Source organism: Pseudomonas sp. SIMBA_067 (assembly GCF_046534675.1).
Taxonomy (GTDB): domain Bacteria; phylum Pseudomonadota; class Gammaproteobacteria; order Pseudomonadales; family Pseudomonadaceae; genus Aquipseudomonas; species Aquipseudomonas putida.
The window spans coordinates 16,641-33,507 of sequence record NZ_JAWRYH010000012.1 but is presented as its reverse complement, the minus strand read 5'-3'; the positions used below and the strand labels follow the sequence as shown (position 1 = coordinate 33,507).

Below are 16,867 nucleotides of genomic sequence, written 5' to 3'. Positions count from 1 at the left end.
CGCCGGGCGCTTTTGGGGACTGCTGGGGGATCAGTCGCGGTACAGGATGGCCGAGCCCCACGACAGGCCCACGCCAAAGCCGCTGATCGCCACACGCTTCCAGCTGCCGTCGAGCATGTGCTTCTGCAGCAGCAGCGGCACACTGGAGGACACGGTATTGCCGGTTTCCAGCATGTCCTTCACGAACTTCTCCGGGTGCTGCTCTTCAAAGCGCCGGGCCACGGCGTCGACAATCGCCGCACTGCCCTGGTGGATGCAGAAGGCGTCGATATCGGACGAGGTCAGGCCGCTGGCATCCAGCAGCTCGTGCAGGTGCGCCGGCACCTTGACCAGGGCGAAGTTGAACACTTGGCGGCCGTTCATGAAGAACTTGCCGTCAGTGACTTTGAGGTGCTCGGCACCGGAGCCGTCAGTGCCAAAGCGCGCCTGGCCCAGGTTCCATACCGCGTCTTCACCCATCCAGGTGGCTGTGGCGGCATCGCCGAACAGCATGGTGGTGTTGCGGTCTTCCGGGTCGACGATCTTCGAATACGGGTCGGCCGTGATCAGCAGGCCGTTTTTCAGCCCTGCCGCTTCCATGAAGCCTTTGATCGCGTACAGGCCATACACATAGCCGGAGCAACCCAGCGACACGTCGAACGCCGCCACGCGGGTCGACAGGCCGAGCTTGCTCTGGACGATGGCGGCGGTGTGCGGCAGGCCTTCTTCATCACCGTTCTGGGTGACCACGATCAGCGCATCGATCGACTGCGGATCAAGGTCAGGGTTGCTGGCAAACAGGGCCCGGGCGGCTTCTACGCACAGGTCGGAAGTTTCCTGCTCTTCGGCCTTGCGCGGCAGGAACGACGCGCCGATCTTGCCGAACATGAACTCTTCGTCCTTGCCGAACTTCGCACCCTGGACGTAGTTGTCCAGGCCAGCGGTAGGCACGTAACTCGCAATGCTTTTGATGCCAATCATTCTGGCTTCCCAATGAAAACAGCCAAAGACCACCACTCGATGAATTGAGGGCGCCAAATACCGGGGCGCGTCACCGCCAGAGGTTGAAGGCAGGGCTCACCTGCGCACCGGTAACAAAATGCTGCAACAGCTGCTGCATAGAATACAGGGAAGATGATCGTTTTGACTCATTGGTCACATTGAAATGCTACGAAAGCCGTGCCGAGGGTGTGAGAAACCGGAATTTTCGCGGGCATGAAAAAGCCGGGGCCGCTTTGCGCCCCGGTTTCAGCAAGACAGATCAGAGCTTGTTGAACAGGCTCAGCTGCGAAATGCGCGAGAAGGCCAGCTGCGAGGCCTCCAGCATGGCCTGCTGCAAGGTCAGGGTGATGGCCGCCTGCGACATGTCGGTGTTGCCGATGGCGTTCTGGGTGGTCTTGTTGGCCAGGCCCAAGCTGGTGTTCTCCTGGCGCTGGATCTCCAGCGAATTGCCCCGGGCGCCGATCGAACCACGAGTGATATCGACCTGCTCACGGGCACTGGCGAGGTTGGCGATCGCCGAGGCCGCCGCATCCTTCAGCGCATTGGCCTGGCCTACACCCGTTACCGGCGTATCCAGCGCAGCACGCAACTGGCTGAGGGTTTCCAGCACATTCTGGTTCTGGTGCGTATTGGCGGTAACCGCGAACTGGTCACCCGCCTCCGGCGAACCGCTCACCTGATACGTGACACCCGCCACCGTCAGGGCTGGTGCGGTGTAGGTACCCGTGGCTACTGCCTTGCTGTCAGCCGTCAGCGGCTGGGCGTAGAGCTCGTAGGCGCCAGGCCCGGTGAACTTGATCACAGCCCCATTGCTGGGGAAGGTGCTGCGATAAGCCGCTTCGTCGGTCACGCTGCCGCTGGTGACCTGGGCGCTGGAGGTGTTGCTGGCGTTGCGGGTGGTGTTGAACGAGTCCGGGCGCGCCGCCAGGGAAAACTCGCGCCCTGCCACCGCGGCGTCGGCATCGGCGCCCTCCTCCACGGTAACGGTGATTTCAAACTCGACGCCACGCAGGGCAATGCTGTTGGCGCCTTCGGTCTTGCTGTCGAAGGTACCGTTGGTGGCGGTTTCAGAGGTGATGTCCCTGCCACTTGCATCGGTGATGGTGTACTGGGTCGCGCTGGTGAAGGTCAGCTTGTACGGCTGGCCGGCAGTAAAGCTGTTGTTGTAGCTGGTACTCGAGGTCATCAGGCCAGACGATACCCCGACCACGCCATCGTCAGTGGCGGGCACCACCAGGGTCGACTGCGTGCGGCTCTTGTTGCTGGCGGAATCGAAGATGGTGAAGCCGGTGTCGTTGGTGGCCAGATTCAGGGTGTCGGACACCTGCAGACTCAGCTGGGTCTGGTCACCGTTGTAGCTGTAGGTGCCGTCGGAGTTGCGCACATAGGGTGGCGTGGTGCTCTTGGAGCCGCCGAACATGTAGTCGCCGTTGGCATCGCGCGAGTTGAGCAGGCCGAAGATGTTCGCCTCGATCTCTTTCAGCTCGGTACTGATGGCCACACGGTCAGAGTCGGTAACCCCTGGGCCGCCAGCACGGATCGCCAGCTCGCTGGCGCGCTGCATGGCGTCGTTGATGGTGGAGAGTACGCTCTCCTCCTGCAGCAGGGCGTTGCTCACCGTGTTGATGTTGCCGCTGTACTGGTCCAGCAGCGACTGCTGCTGTTGCAGCAGCAGCAGACGCGCCGCGCCGACCGGGTCATCGGCCGCGGTCTGGATGCGAATACCCGACGTGACCTGATCGTTGGTCTTGTTCATGGTGGAGAAGTTCTTGGAGTAGCTACTGGCGCTGGCCTCATAGAACTGAGCAGTGGAAATACGCACGAGAGTCTACTCCTTACAAGGCATTGATCAGGGTGCTGAAGGTTTCTTGCGCCGCCTTGATGATTTGCGACGAAGCCGTGTAGTAGTGCTGGAATTTCACCAGGCTGGCCGCCTCGTCATCGAGGTTGACGCCAGATACCGCGCTGCGGCTTTCGCTGGCGGACTTGAGTACCGCCTCGGTCGCCGTGGTGTCGATGGTCGCCTGGTTGGCTTTGGCACCCACGCGCTCGACCAGCGATGCATAGGCCGACGTGAAGCTGGTGCCACCGCCGGAACCGGTGTTCACCGTCGACTTGGTCTGCAGGCCCAGCAGCGCCGTGGCGTTGCGGTTGTCGGCCTTGCCGTCGGCATTGAACGACAGGGTAAAGCTGTCATTGGCCGCCGGGCTGCCGCCGATGGTGGTCTCGACGCTGAACGTGCGCGGGTTGCCGCTGCCATCGAGAATCGGCTGCCCGGCAGCATCCAGCATTGGCACAGCCACCGACAGCTTGTTGTCGGTACCCGGGACCACGCTACCGGTGCCGATCTGGGTGCCCTTGGCATCGAACAGCTTGTAGCCTTGGGAGCCACCACTGGCGGCGTCGAACACTACGCGCACCGGCATCGAGTCGCGAATCGACTGCTGGATCAGTGCGGTGTCGGCACCGCCATAAATATCCAGCGATTCGCCCAGCGTGGGCTGGGTGATGGTGCCGGTACCGCTGTTGCCACTGCCTGCCGCCGCACTGATCGGCCCGGCGAAGGCCAGCTTGTTGGCATCAGTCAGGGTGGTGGTGATGCTGCCGGCTGCCGCACGGGTAGGGATCACCTTGAAACTGTCGCCGGCCGCCAGGCCACCGCCTTTCAGCGACAGGCTGAAGCCGTCGATCACCGGCGCCGGGTCGGTGCTGAGGTCGAAGCTGCCCATGTCGGTGCCGTCGGAGCGGCGCACGCTGTACTGGTTGGCGCTGGTGAACTTCACCTCGTAGTCGTAGGTGGTCAGCGCACCACTGTTGGCGATGGTCACGTCCAGGTTGCCGGAGCCGGTGCTGTTGTTCGACGAAGCCAGGCTGCGCTGGGCAACGGCAGTGGCGCTGTTGATGCTGGAGAACAGCGAGCTGCCAAACTGGCCATTGGCATCCAGGCCCTGCCCCAGCTGGCTGTTGATGCTGTCCGAGACCACCAGGGCAACACGGCCCAGCTCGTTCATGGACGGTATCAGCACGTCCTGGCGGTAACGCACCAGGCCGCCGATCGCGCCACCGGTCACCACCGAGGTCACGTCGGAGCTGAACGACTCATAGTTGATGCGCAGGCTGGCCTGGCTCTTGTCGGCAGTACCAGGCTGCACCGACAAGGTGTTGGCCTTGTTGCCGGTAACCAGCGACTGGCCGCTGCCCAGGTACACGTCGTAGTTGCCGTCACGTTCCTGTACGGTCACGCCGACCAGCTCGTTGAGCTGGCGCACTGCTTCGCTGCGCGCATCCAGCAGGCTGTTGGGCGTGTTGCCGGTGCCCGAGGCCGCCGCGATCTGCTTGTTGTACTCGGCGATGCTGGCGGTGAGCTTGTTGACCTGGCCAGCCATGGTGTCGAGCTGGGAGTTGATCGTTTCGTTCTGCTGGGTCAGCTGAGTGCTCACCGCGTTGAAACGGTTGCTCAGGGTTTGCGCCTGGGTCAGCAACAGCTGCCGGGAGGCAACGTCACCGGGCTTGGCCGCCGCCGTCTGCAGGGCCGAGAAGAACGCGGTAAGGACCGAGCTGATACCGGTATCGCGGTCGGCCAGCAGCTTGTCGATGCTGGTGATCTGGTCCTGGAAGGCAACCGAGTCGGCCTGCAGCGAGGTAGCGGTCTGCAGCTGGTTGTCCAGGTAGGAGCTGTAGATGCGGCGCACGTCCGCCAGCGTGGTACCGGTACCCAGGAACCCCGCGCCGATGTTGTGCGAGGGCCCCGCCGCCTGAACCGTCTGCTGGCGCGAGTAGCCACTGGTCGCGGCGTTGGCGATGTTGTTACTGGTTACCGACAAGGCCGCCTGGCTGGCACTCAGGCCACTCAGGCCGATGGAAATCAGGCTCGACATGATTTAGTCCTTTTATAGATTCGTGGTTCTGCCAGCCATGGCGTATTGCGGGGTTGACTGCATTTGCTGGGCGATGCTGATGATCTTCTTCGCATAGCCCGGGTCGGTCGCATAACCTGCCTTCTGCAGCTCTCTTGCAAACTGCTCAGGGTTATCGGCCGAGTCCAGCGCATCTTGATAGCGAGAATTGCCCTGCAGCAGGTTCACCAGGTCGTGGAAGCTGTCCTGGTACGAGTCATAGCTGCGGAACGCTGCGGTTTCCTTGACGAACTGGCCATCGCGGAACTCGCTGGTGATCGCCCGTGCCTGCTCACCCTGCCAGTTGCCGGTGGCCTTGATGCCGAACAGGTTGTGGCTGCTGCTGCCATCGGTATTGCGCATCACCGATTTGCCCCAGCCGGTTTCCAGCGCGGCCTGGGCCACCAGGTAGCGTGGGTCGATACCAATGCGCTTGGCCGCTTGCTCGGCCATCGGCAGCATGGTGGCGACGAATTCGTCACTGTCGGTAAAGGCCTTGTTCGGCGCCAGCGGCGGCTGGGCCACGGCGCGGCCGACAATGCGCAGGCCGTTATCCGGCACAGCGAAGGCTTTGGCCACTTGCTGGCCGTCACGGGCCGGCACAGCGGCGTTATTGGCCGTGGCGGCCGACGGCACGATGCCAGCCAGCAGGCGGTCGGTAAGCTTGCTCGGCAAGGCCAGGCGCCGCGAGTTGAGCGCAGCGACGTCGTTGCGGGTAGCGGTCGATTCCGTCGCATGCACCGGCTCCGCCACCCTGTTGCCCCACAGCGCCGGGCCACTGCCGTCGGCACGCGGGAACGGGCTGGTGTTGATCGACGCACTGCGGCCCTTGGTCAGCTGGCGCACCAGCACATCCTGCAGACCGATACCACCACCTTCGCGGGACATGCTCACGGCCAGCTGCTGGTCGTACATGTCGCGGTACTGCTTGACCGTTTCGGTGTTCATCGGGTTGTCATCAGCCAGCACGTCGCTGGCCTTGCGCGAGGCCTTGAGCATTTCGCTGATGAACAGCGACTCGAACTCCTGGGCCACCTTGCGCACGTTGGCTTCGCTGTCGCGGTCACCGTGCTTGAGCGCACTCAGGCGGTTGAGGTCGGTGTAGGCGCCGCTGTCGGCACTGCCGGAAACCTGGCTTTTGATGTTCATCCGCGCCGTCCTCAGATCACGATCAGGTCGGCCTGCAAGGCGCCGGCCTGTTTCAGGGCTTCGAGAATGGCCATCAGGTCGCCGGGCGCTGCGCCCACCTGGTTCACCGCGCGGACGATCTCATCCAGCGTGGTGCCCGGGCCGAACTTGAACATCGGCTTGGCTTCCTGCTCGGCGTTTACCCGCGAGCGCGGCACCACGGCCGTCTGGCCATTGGAGAAGGCCCCCGGCTGGCTGACGATCGGGTCTTCGGTAATGGTCACGGTCAGGCTGCCGTGGGTCACCGCTGCCGGCGACACCTTGACGTTCTGGCCGATGACGATGGTACCGGTACGCGAGTTGATGATGACCTTGGCCACCGCCTGGCCCGGGTCGATTTCGAGGTTTTCCAGGATCGACAGGTAATCCACGCGCTGGCTGGGGTCCATCGGCGCACTGACCCGCACCGAACCGCCGTCCACAGCCTGGGCCACACCCGGGCCGAGCAGGTCGTTGACCTTGTCGACGATACGCTTGGCGGTGGTGAAGTCGGGGCGGTTGAGGTTCAGGGTCAAGGTGTTACCCTGGTTGAAGCCGCTCGGCACTGCCCGCTCGACACTGGCCCCCCCGGGGATGCGACCGGCCGACGGAACGTTGACGGTGATCTTCGAGCCGTCACGGCCTTCGGCGTCAAAGCCCCCCACCACCAGATTGCCCTGGGCGATGGCGTAGACGTTGCCGTCGATACCCTTGAGCGGGGTCATCAGCAGGCTGCCGCCACGCAGGCTCTTGGAGTTACCGATCGACGACACGGTAATGTCCACCACCTGGCCGGGCTTGGCGAACGCCGGCAGGTCGGCATGCACCGACACTGCCGCGACGTTCTTCAGTTGCACGTTGCCGGAGCCGGCCGGCACCTTGATGCCGAACTGCGACAGCATGTTGTTGAAGGTTTGCAGGGTGAACGGCGTCTGGGTGGTCTGGTCACCCGTGCCGTTCAGCCCCACCACCAGGCCGTAACCGATCAACTGGTTGGAACGCACGCCAGAAATGCTGGCGATGTCCTTCAGGCGCTCTGCGTGCGCACCGAAGGCACAGGACAGGAGCAGGGTTGCGGCAATCAGCTGCCTCACGTTGAACATGGTCATCCGTACTCAGAAAGGCCAAAGCGGGCTGATGAAGAAGCGGTCCAGCCACCCGGGCTGGCTGGCATCGGCGAACGAGCCGGTACCGGAATAGGTGATGCGCGCGTCGGCCACACGGGTGGACGGCACGGTATTGTCGGTGGCGATGTCGTCGGCGCGGATCATGCCGGCAATGCGCACCAGCTCTTCGCCGGTGTTCAGGGTCAGCCACTTCTCGCCGCGCACGGCGATGATGCCGTTGGGCAGCACTTCGGCCACGGTCACGGTAATCGAACCGGTCAGGGTGTTGCCTTGGGTGGCCTTGCTGTCGCCCTTGGTGGCGCGTTCGCCGTTGTAGCCGGCCTCCAGCGACAGGTCACCGCCACCGAACGGGTTATTGGTGTTCGGTGTGCTGCCGAACAGCGAGGTCAGGCCGATGTCGGCCTTGCTGTTCTTCTGGATCTGCGAACCTGCGTTCTTGCTGGCCGACGTTTTCTCGTTGAGGGTGATGGTGATGATGTCACCCACCCGGAACGCCTTGCGGTCGCTGTACAGGTTCTGCTCGAAACCGGCCTGGTAGATGGAACCGTTGTTGGCCGCTGCCGGCAACGGGGTGCGCGGCAGTACCGGCGCGTAGTACGGGTCGTTGGGCTTGGGCGTCGGGCCGACGCAACCTGCCAGCAACACCGCCCCCCCCAGGGCGAACACGGACAACAGACGATTCATGGTGCATACCTCACGGGTGTAACGAAGCGACAGGGCTTAGAGCTGTTGGGTCACGAACGACAGCATCTGGTCGGCGGTGGAGATGACCTTGGAGTTCATCTCGTAGGCGCGCTGGGTGGTGATCATGTTCACCAGCTCTTCCACGGTGCTGACGTTGGAGTTTTCCAGGGTCTGCTGCTGGGTGGTACCGAAACCGTTCAGGCCCGGGGTGCCCACTTGCGGCGCGCCACTGGCGGCAGTTTCCAGGAACAGGTTGTCGCCGATGGCCTGCAGGCCAGCCGGGTTGATGAAGTCGGCAGTCTGGATGTTGCCGATCACCTGCGCTGCAGGGTTGCCGGCCGTGGTGATCGACACGGTGCCGTCCTGGCCGACGGTGAAGGTTTGCGCGTCGTTCGGCACGACAACGGCAGGCTCCAGGGCGTAACCGTTGGCGGTGACGATCTGGCCGTCGGAGTTCAGGTGGAAGGTGCCGTCACGGGTGTACGACACCGTGCCATCCGGCTGCAGGATCTGGAAGAAACCACGGCCGTTGACGGCCATGTCCAGCGGGTTTTCGGTGGTCTGCAGGCTGCCGGCGACGAAGCTCTTCTGGGTGCCGACAATGCGCACACCGGTACCGACCTGCAGGCCCGAAGGCAGCTCGCTGTCCTGGGTGGACTGGGCGCCGGGCTGGCGGCGGATCTGGTACAGCAGGTCAGCGAACTCGGCACGGTCACGCTTGAAGCCGGTGGTGGAGACGTTGGCCAGGTTGTTGGAAATGACCGTCAGGTTGGTGTCCTGGGCGGACAGGCCGGTTTTAGCGACCCAAAGAGCCGGAAGCATGTAGTTTCTCCTCGTGCGCCTGTTTTACGGCACCCGTTCAAAAGTGATTAGCCGATTTGCAAAACCCGAGCCATGGCTTCGTCGCCTTCCTTGGCCGTGTTCATCATCTTGACGTGCAGTTCGAACTGGCGGGACAGCGCCAGCACCGAGGTCATTTCCTCGACAGCGTTGACGTTGCTGCCTTCCAGGAAGCCCGCCACCACCCGCACGTTGACGTCGGCGTCGGCCGGCTGGCCAGAGGTGGTGTGGATCAGACCGTCCAGGCCTTTGGTCAGGCCTTTGGTGTCCGGGTTGACCAGCTTTATGCGGTCGACCTCGGCCATCACCCGCGGGTCTTCACCCATGGAGCGAATGCTGAGGGTGCCGTCGGCGCCGACCTCAACCTTCTGCTCCGGCGGGATGGCAATAGGGCCACCGTTGCCGATCACCGGCATGCCGTTGCCGGCACGCAGCACGCCGAGGGCGTCGATGTTCAGGCTGCCGGTACGCACGTAGGCTTCACTGCCGTCCGGTGCCTGCACAGCGATGAAGCCCTTGCCGGTCACGGCAACATCCAGGTCACGACCCGTCTCGACCAACGGGCCTTCGCTGAAGTCGGTGGCCGGGCGCTCGGTCATGGCAAAGGCGCGCGCCGGAAAGCTGTCGCCGAACACCGGCATCGAACGCGCCTGTTCCAGGTCACGCTGAAAGCCGTTGGTGGAAATGTTCGCCAGGTTGTTGGCGTGGGCCTTTTGCGCCAGCGCGTTCTGGCTGGCGCCGGTCATGGCCACATAAAGCAACTTGTCCACAGTATCTCCTCTGCGCGTCGCTGCCGCGCTGTCACTGGGCAGGTTCGAAGCAATAATCGAACCAAGTCTGAAACCGCCTGTTTACGGGGGTTTCAGCGCGGCAAGGGGCAACAAACGTCAGTTTGTCGGCGGATGTTTGCCGCCTGCGGCAAGGGCTTGTCAGAAGGTGCGGCACGCGGCGTTGTTGTAGGGGCCGGAATGGCGGACCCAACCCTCCCCCGGATTGCTGGCCGAGCACAGGTAGCGGCCGGTGGCCAGGCTTTGCCATTGGTAGAACGGGGCGGGAGCGGCCGAGAGCGGCAAGGCCATGGCCAGGAGGGCGGTAAGCATTAGCCGTTTCATGGGTGTGAACCTTGAAGAACCTGGGGCCGCTTTGCGGCCCATCGCCGGCAAGCCAGCTCCCACAGGGAATTGCAACCTCCTGTGGGGGCCGGCTTGCCGGCGATGGGCTGCAACGCAGCCCCAATTACAGACAAAACCACACTAGCAGGCGACCATCAGGTCATCTGGATGATGGTCTGCATGAGGGTGCTTTCGGTGGAAATGGTCTTGGCGTTCGCCTGGTAGTTGCTCTGCGCCTTGATCAGGTTGACCAGCTCGCCGGTCAGGTCGACGTTGGAGTCTTCCAGTGCGCCGCCGGTGATCTGGCCCAAGGTACCCGTGTCCGGGGCGCCGATCACCGGCACGCCCGAGGCGTAGGACTCTTTCCAGTTGGTGCCACCAATCGGGGTCAGGCCCTGCAGGTTGGCAAAGTTGGCGATAGCCACCTGGCCGATCACCTTGTCCTGGCCATTGGTGAAGTTGGCGAACATGTTGCCGCTTTCGTCGATGGTCAGGCCCGACAGCTCACCGGTGGCAAAGCCGTCCTGGCTCTTCGCGGTGGTGGCGGAGGCGGCGTTGTACTGGGTGGTACCGAGCATGTCCAGGTTCACCCCCGCAACGTTGGCGGTAGCGCCGTTGGCACCCCATACACCGGCGGCGTTCTTCTGTGCCGGGATCCAGTTGCTGAGGGTGAAGGTCTTGTTGGCGGCGATGGTCATGCCGCCGGCTACCGGACCTTCCGTCATCGAGGCGGTGTCCAGGGTGCCGTCAGACTTGAACGGCAGCTTGTTGGACAGCGGCGTGGTCGAGGTCGGATCGGCCGGGTTGCGCCCGTCGATAGTGGTGTACATGGTCCAGGAGTTGCTGGTGGCGTCCTTGACGAAGTACTGGTTCAGCTGGTGCGCGTTACCCTGGCTGTCGTACACGTCGGTATTGAACGTGTAGTTATAGGTGCCGGTATTGGTCGGATCGAACGGCGTCTGGGTGGGTGCAGTCGCGGTGGAGTTGAGGTTGACGTTCTCGGAGATGCGACCGGTCGGGTTCGGCGTCAGGTTCGAGGTGTCGATCTGCAGGTTGGTCAGCACACCCTGGATGATCTTGCCATTGGCATCCACTGCATAACCTTGCAGGTTGGCCCCCGACGAGCTGACCACGTAGCCGTCCTTGTCGCTGTAGAAGGCACCGGCACGGGTGTAGATCTTCGAGCCGTTGTCGTTCATCACGAAGAAGCCGTTGCCATCGATGGCCATGTCCAGCGCCTGGCCGGTGCCATTGATGTTGCCCGGGGTGAACATCTGCGACACGGCGGCAGTCTTCACGCCAGTGCCCACCACGTTCTTGCCGGCACTGGTGCCGCGAATGGAGTTGGAGTACTGGTCGGCGAACTCGGCGCGCGACGACTTGAAGCCGGTGGTGGCAACGTTGGCAATGTTGTTGCCGGTAACGTTCAGGGCCTTGTTTGCTGCATAGAGGCCGCTAAGGCCGATATTGAAAGACATGTGTAACTCCTGTCGTTTTGCTCAGGCCCTAGATGCCGATGCTTTGGATTTTGGAAAGCGCAACACTGCCCAACCCGGCCAGGTTGAGTGTCATCTCCGAACCGTTGGTGCCCATGGTCACGCTGGTGACCGAGGCGGGCAGATTGGTGGTCATGGCCGTGGCCGTGCCATCGATCGAAGCAGTGGCCTTGAAGGTGTAGGTACCGGCTGGCGCTGCTTCGCCGTCGTCGTTCAGGCCATCCCAGGTAAAGTCGATCTTGCCGGCTTTCTGAGTACCCAGATCGAGGGTGCGCACTAGCTTGTCGTCCTTGTCGTAGATGCCCACCGAGGTGGCGGTGCTCGACGACGTCAGGTTGACAGTGCCTTTCATATCCTTGCTGGTGTCGACCACGGCCTTGTCGGTCTGGACAATCACATTGCGCCCGACCAGCGACGAAGCCTGCAGCGCCTGGGAGGATTGCAGCCCAGCCGCGATGTAGGTCACCGAGTCATTGAGCGACTGCATGCTCTCAAGGCTGCTGAACTGCGCCAGCTGCGCCACGAACTCGCCGTTTTCCTGCGGATCGAGCGGGTTCTGGTTCTTCATCTGGGTAACCAGCAACTGCAGGAAAGCATCTTTGCCCAGCGCGCTGCCGGCAGCACCGGTACTGCTGTCGGTCTTCGACGTCTGCTTCTGCAGCGATGTCAGGTACGCGCTGCTGACGTCAGAGGTTGAATTGGTAGTGGTCATGTCGGCTTCCTATCACTGCCCCAGGGTCAGGACTTTCTGCATCATGCTCTTGGCCGTGTTCATCAGCTCGGCGTTGGTCTGGAACGCACGGCTGGCGGAGATCATGTCAGCCATCTCCTCGACCACATTGACGTTCGGGTAGTAGACGTAGCCGTCCTTGTTCGCTGCCGGGTGGTTTGGCTCGTAGCGAGCCTCCAGGGTGCTCTGGTCTTCGACGATGCCTTTAACCTGCACGCCCTGCCCTGCTTCACCCTGGTCGTCGAACAGCGACTGGCTGGTGCCAGCCTGCGCATCCTGGAAGGTGGTGGCGAACACCGGGTGGCGAGCGCGGTAGGTCTGATCGATGCTCGACGAGACGGTTTCGGCGTTGGCAATGTTGGAAGCCACGGTGTTCAGGCGCGTGTTCTGCGCGCTCATGCCGCTACCGGCAATGTTGAAGACGCTGGAAAGGGACATGGTCATTCTCCCCGCAGGGCCGATACCAGCCCCTTGAATTTGCTGTTGAGCAAGGTGAAGCTGGCCTGGAAGCCAATGGCGTTTTCGGTGTAGTTCGATTGCTCGATCTGCGCGTCCACGGTGTTCTGGTCAATCGATGGCTGCAGCGGCGTGCGGTACTTGAGGGTATCGTCGGCCGCGATGGCGAGGCCTTCGGCTTCGATGTGGCGGCTATTGGTGCGGTCCATGGCGAAGCGGCCGCTTTGCTGCTTGTCGCTTTCGGCGGCCAGCACAGAGGCGAAGTCCATGTCACGCGCCTTGTAATTGGGCGTGTCGGCGTTGGCGATGTTGTTGGCCAGCACTTCGGCGCGCTGGGCGCGGAAGCCCATGGCCTTTTCGTGAATACCAAGCGCCTTGTCGAAGCTGATGCTCATGTCGGGGAAACCTTCAGAGGTTGACCGGAATTTCGTTGAGCAAGGTATAGCAAGGGCTGTGCCAATCATTGCAAAGCCCGGAAACATGGGCTTTCGAGGTGGCGTGGTGTCAGGGTGATGCCAGAAAAGCGGCAAAGACCTTCCGCCTTGGGCGGCGAAAGCGGCAATTGCCGGGCGGCAAAAGCGGCAAAACAAAAAATTGACGTCAGACTATCTGAGATCCATACCGGCCTCTGTAGGAGCAGCCTTGTGCTGCGAAGAGGCCGGTGAAAGAACAGTTGATCAACTGCGCTTGCACCGGCCTCTTCGCAGCACAAGGCTGCTCCTACAAGGACCGCGCCTGTGTCTACTTGGCCTGGTAGATGATCCCCGGGCTGCACTGGACCATCTGGTAATGGTCCGGCAACCCGTTCAGCGCCTCCGAGGCGCCAAGGAACAGGTAGCCACCTGGCTTCAGTGTGCTGTGAATGCGCAGCAGGATGTCGCGCTTCACCTGTGCCGAGAAGTAGATCAGCACGTTGCGGCAGAACACGATGTCGAACTTGCCCAGGCTGGCATAGCTGTCAAGCAGGTTGAACGAGCGGAACTCGACGCGGCTGCGAATCGCCGGCTTGACCGCCCAGCGCCCCGCCCCCTTGGGGTCGAAGTAGCGTTGCAGGCGTTCCTGGGACAAACCGCGGGCAATGGCCAGGCTGTCGTACTCACCGGTCTTGCAGTTGGTGAGCATGGTGCCGGACAGGTCGGTGGCAACGATCTGCGCCCCCATCTTCAACTGGCCAAGGTTGCTGCGCTCGAACTCGTCGATTGCCATCGAGATGGAGTACGGCTCCTGCCCCGACGAACAGGCCGCCGACCACATGCGCAGGCGCTGGCCGGGGTTGTTGCGGATGAACTCGGGGATCACCTTGTTCTTCAGCACTTCGAACGGGTAGGTATCGCGAAACCACAGGGTCTCGTTGGTGGTCATGGCATCGACCACCTGCTCGCGCAACCCACTGCGCGGCTGGGCCTGGATGCGCTGCACCAGCTCGCCCAGGCTCTTGATGCCCTGTTGTTCCATCAGCTTGTTGAGACGGCTGGAAACCAGGTACTGCTTATTTTCGCCCAGCAGGATGCCACAGGCTTTCTCCAGGAATACCCGGAACTGTTCGAAATCCAAATTACCCGTAGACACTACTGCCGCCTCTTTTCAATCACTGGTGCCGGGGGCTTGCCCCGGCTGCTTCAATGCGCTGCCTTGATCCGGTCGACCACCCGCTGGGCCAGGTCGTCCGGCTTGAACTTGGCCAGGAAGTCATCGGCGCCGACCTTCTTGACCATTGCCTGGTTGAACACCCCGGAAAGCGAAGTATGCAGGCAGATGTGCAATTTTTGCATGCGCGGGTCGCTGCGGATCTCCGCCGTTAGCGTATAGCCGTCCATTTCCGGCATTTCAATGTCCGAGATCATCATAAGGAACTCTTCTTCCGGCTTTTTGCCCTCATCCACCAGCTGACGCAGGTAGTTCAGGGCCTGACGGCCATCATTGAGTGCCACGACTTCCACCCCCACGGTCTGCAGGCAGCGGCTGACCTGTTTGCGCGCCACCGACGAATCATCGACGGTCAGCACCCGCATCAGCACCGCCTTGTCCTGCACCTCGGCATCGATCACCCCGGCCGACACCGATTCGGACGACGGCGAAACCTCGGCCAGCACCTTCTCCACGTCGATGATTTCGACCATGCGGTTGTCCACCCGGGTGACCGCAGTCAGGTAGTGGTCACGGCCGGTGCCCTTGGGTGGCGGATGGATCTCTTCCCAGTTCATGTTGACGATGCGCTCCACCGAGTGCACCAGGAAGCCCTGGGTCTTGGTGTTGTACTCGGTGATGATCACGAAGCTGTTGCGTGTTTCTTCCTGCAGCGGCCGTAACCCGGTGGCCATCGACAAGTCGAGGATCGGGATGGTCGCCCCGCGGATGTTGGCAACGCCACGCACCACAGGGTGCGCCTTGGGCAGCAGGGTCAGCGCAGGGCATTGCAGCACTTCCCTGACCTTGAACACGTTGATGCCATAAAGCTGTTCGCCATTGAGGCGGAACAGCAGCAATTCCAGGCGATTCTGCCCCACCAGCTGCGTGCGCTGGTTGACCGAATCCATAACACCCGCCATGCCAGACTCCTTAATCTTTCAGCCTTTCGTTGCAACTCAAGTTACGAGTCGGCACGGGCTTTGCTTTTTTGAGCGTCATGCATACGAAAACGACATTTTTCCGACGATTGACGCGCCTGCTGACTGGCTCGCTGGCCACGCTGTGCCTGCTGGCGCCCGGCGTTCGCACGGTAGCGGACGCGCTTACCTTGCCTGAACAGCTTATCGGTGTCACCCAAGGGTTTCTTGAATTCACGGTAGAAGATTACCTGGCCACCACCCAGACCCCCGGCCGCTATGAAATCCAGGTCAACCCGCTGGACCCCCGCCTGCGCATGCCGTTGTGCAGCCAGCAGCTGGACGCCTCGCTGGAAAGCCCTTCCCTGCCACTTGGCCGGGTAACGGTACGGGTGCGCTGCGACAGTACGGCCCCGTGGACGGTGTTTGTCCCGGCCACGGTGCGGCTGTTCCGCGACGTGGTGGTGGTCACCCGTCCACTCAAGCGCGATAACACGGTGGGCGAAGGCGACGTGGCCCTGCGCGAGCGCGATGTCGGCACCCTTGGCCAGGGTTTTCTGACCGAACTGGACCAGGCGGTGGGCATGAAGATGCTGCGCCCCACGGTGATCGACCAGGTGCTCACCCCGCAGCATCTGGAGCAGGCCGAGGTGGTGCGCAAGGGCGACCAGGTGGTGATCATCGCCCGTAGCGGCAGCCTCAGCGTGCGCATGCCGGGCGAAGCCCTGAGCAAGGGCGGCCTGAGCGAACAGATACGGGTACGCAACCTGAACTCCAAACGGGTGGTCAAGGCCCGGGTTACTGGCCCGGGCCAGGTCGAGGTGAGTATGTAGCCAGCCACAGATTGCGCTGGCAGTGAGGAACCGCATTTCCTAAACTGTGTCAGAGAACGGGTTCGCGAGCTTGCTGACAGGCGGCTATGCATTTGTGCCTAAAGTTTCTTTCGGGTTGGCCGAAAACAAGGCAAGCGTCCAAATACCCAGAGGTTCCTGATCATGGTCATCGACTTCAGTCGTTTGAATAACTCTCCGTCCGTCACGGGCGGCGTGCGCGGCAATACCGCGCCCGGCAGCGCCGAAAAACCGGCCGCCAGCCAGGAAGCGGCCACCAGCACCAGCGCCAGCGGAGAAGCGGTACACCTCAGCCAAGAGGCACAGCAGTTGCAGAAGATCAGCGACAAGCTGCGCGACGAGCCAGTCGTCAACAGTGCCCGTGTGGCCCAGTTGAAACAGGCGATCGCCGACGGCAGCTATCAGGTCGATGCCGGCAAGATCGCCAGCAAACTGCTCGATTTCGAAGCCCAGCGCTGACCGTTCGGCGCGCTGACTTCACGGACGCTAGAAAAGCCAAGAGTTAGCCATGCACGACACCACCTTGCTGCAACTGATCGAAGATGACATTGCCCCGATGCAGGAACTGCTCGACCTTCTGAATAAAGAAGCGATCGCCCTGCATGGCCGCGACATGCCGCTGCTGGAACAGATTCTGGCGCGCAAGCAGTCGCTGATCATCTTGCTCGAGCAGCATGGCCAGCGCCGCAGCCAGTTGCTCGGCAGCCTGGGCCTGAGTGCCGATCGCACTGGCGTGCAAGCGGTAGCCGCCCAATCGCCCCATGGCGAAGCGATGCTGCAGCGGCTCGACATGCTGTCGAAACTGATGGATGACTGCCAGCAGGTCAACCAGACCAACGGCCGGATCATCCAGGTGCAGCAACACGTCACCAACAACCAGATCAGAATCCTCATGGGCGGCGACTCGCCGTCGCTCTACGACAGCCGCGGCAGCACCTCGCTGCTGGCCAAGCCACGGGCCCTCAGCCAAGTGTGATTTTT

At 62.3% G+C, this 16,867-nt stretch carries 18 protein-coding genes; 3 read left to right on the top strand and 15 right to left on the bottom strand.

The features are described from left to right. Window positions 1-30: 30 nt before the first annotated feature. The 15 genes from SB765_RS22795 to SB765_RS22725 form a co-directional block, all read right to left on the bottom strand. Window positions 31-960 (bottom strand): ketoacyl-ACP synthase III, encoded by a 930-nt coding sequence (locus SB765_RS22795; RefSeq protein ID WP_043197112.1) that lies wholly within the window; start codon window positions 958-960, stop codon window positions 31-33. Between the two features lie 280 nt (window positions 961-1,240). Then, window positions 1,241-2,803 (bottom strand): flagellar hook-associated protein 3, encoded by a 1,563-nt coding sequence (locus tag SB765_RS22790; protein ID WP_341796444.1) that lies wholly within the window; start codon window positions 2,801-2,803, stop codon window positions 1,241-1,243. Between the two features lie 13 nt (window positions 2,804-2,816). Beyond that, window positions 2,817-4,859, bottom strand: coding sequence for a flagellar hook-associated protein FlgK (flgK, locus tag SB765_RS22785; RefSeq protein WP_410909954.1), 2,043 nt, complete (start codon window positions 4,857-4,859; stop codon window positions 2,817-2,819). 12 nt (window positions 4,860-4,871) lie between these two features. Further along, window positions 4,872-6,026 carry a flagellar assembly peptidoglycan hydrolase FlgJ gene (gene flgJ, locus SB765_RS22780; protein WP_341796446.1) on the bottom strand — a complete coding sequence of 385 codons (1,155 nt, stop codon included), beginning with the start codon at window positions 6,024-6,026 and terminating at the stop codon, window positions 4,872-4,874. Window positions 6,027-6,037: 11 nt separating this feature from the next. Continuing rightward, the gene (locus SB765_RS22775) at window positions 6,038-7,147 is read right to left on the bottom strand and encodes a flagellar basal body P-ring protein FlgI (protein WP_041167972.1); all 1,110 of its coding nucleotides are present in this window, start codon (window positions 7,145-7,147) and stop codon (window positions 6,038-6,040) included. Window positions 7,148-7,159: 12 nt separating this feature from the next. Continuing rightward, window positions 7,160-7,855, bottom strand: a complete 696-nt coding sequence (gene flgH / locus SB765_RS22770; protein WP_016488460.1) for a flagellar basal body L-ring protein FlgH — start codon at window positions 7,853-7,855, stop codon at window positions 7,160-7,162. Between the two features lie 36 nt (window positions 7,856-7,891). Beyond that, a complete protein-coding gene (gene flgG / locus SB765_RS22765; protein WP_016498523.1) occupies window positions 7,892-8,677 on the bottom strand; it encodes a flagellar basal-body rod protein FlgG in 786 nt (261 codons plus the stop codon). 47 nt (window positions 8,678-8,724) lie between these two features. Then, window positions 8,725-9,465, bottom strand: a complete 741-nt coding sequence (locus SB765_RS22760; protein WP_019471397.1) for a flagellar basal body rod protein FlgF — start codon at window positions 9,463-9,465, stop codon at window positions 8,725-8,727. A 159-nt stretch (window positions 9,466-9,624) separates the two neighbouring features. Beyond that, window positions 9,625-9,807, bottom strand: a complete 183-nt coding sequence (locus SB765_RS22755) for a hypothetical protein (protein ID WP_016498521.1) — start codon at window positions 9,805-9,807, stop codon at window positions 9,625-9,627. 155 nt (window positions 9,808-9,962) lie between these two features. Beyond that, a complete protein-coding gene (gene flgE / locus SB765_RS22750; protein ID WP_341796447.1) occupies window positions 9,963-11,285 on the bottom strand; it encodes a flagellar hook protein FlgE in 1,323 nt (440 codons plus the stop codon). Between the two features lie 28 nt (window positions 11,286-11,313). After that, on the bottom strand, window positions 11,314-12,015 hold the full coding sequence (flgD, locus tag SB765_RS22745; RefSeq protein WP_341796448.1) for a flagellar hook assembly protein FlgD: 702 nt from the start codon (window positions 12,013-12,015) through the stop codon (window positions 11,314-11,316). Between the two features lie 12 nt (window positions 12,016-12,027). Then, entirely contained in the window at window positions 12,028-12,471 is a 444-nt protein-coding gene (flgC, locus tag SB765_RS22740) for a flagellar basal body rod protein FlgC (protein ID WP_016498518.1), read from the bottom strand. Window positions 12,472-12,473: 2 nt separating this feature from the next. After that, window positions 12,474-12,884: a flagellar basal body rod protein FlgB gene (gene flgB / locus SB765_RS22735; RefSeq protein WP_016498517.1), complete on the bottom strand. Its 411-nt coding sequence runs from the start codon at window positions 12,882-12,884 to the stop codon at window positions 12,474-12,476. Window positions 12,885-13,230: 346 nt separating this feature from the next. Then, complete coding sequence (gene cheR, locus SB765_RS22730; protein ID WP_016498516.1) at window positions 13,231-14,058, bottom strand: protein-glutamate O-methyltransferase CheR; 828 nt, start codon at window positions 14,056-14,058, stop codon at window positions 13,231-13,233. Between the two features lie 50 nt (window positions 14,059-14,108). Further along, the gene (locus SB765_RS22725; protein WP_016498515.1) at window positions 14,109-15,038 is read right to left on the bottom strand and encodes a chemotaxis protein CheV; all 930 of its coding nucleotides are present in this window, start codon (window positions 15,036-15,038) and stop codon (window positions 14,109-14,111) included. A 77-nt stretch (window positions 15,039-15,115) separates the two neighbouring features. On the opposite strand from SB765_RS22725, the gene flgA reads away from it, so the two are divergent. The 3 genes from flgA to SB765_RS22710 all read left to right on the top strand — a co-directional run bounded on the left by flgA (window position 15,116) and on the right by SB765_RS22710 (window position 16,862). Beyond that, complete coding sequence (gene flgA / locus SB765_RS22720; RefSeq protein WP_341796449.1) at window positions 15,116-15,868, top strand: flagellar basal body P-ring formation chaperone FlgA; 753 nt, start codon at window positions 15,116-15,118, stop codon at window positions 15,866-15,868. Window positions 15,869-16,030: 162 nt separating this feature from the next. Beyond that, the gene (gene flgM / locus SB765_RS22715) at window positions 16,031-16,345 is read left to right on the top strand and encodes a flagellar biosynthesis anti-sigma factor FlgM (RefSeq protein ID WP_059394767.1); all 315 of its coding nucleotides are present in this window, start codon (window positions 16,031-16,033) and stop codon (window positions 16,343-16,345) included. A gap of 49 nt (window positions 16,346-16,394) precedes the next feature. Continuing rightward, on the top strand, window positions 16,395-16,862 hold the full coding sequence (locus tag SB765_RS22710) for a flagella synthesis protein FlgN (protein ID WP_019471387.1): 468 nt from the start codon (window positions 16,395-16,397) through the stop codon (window positions 16,860-16,862). Window positions 16,863-16,867: the final 5 nt, after the last annotated feature.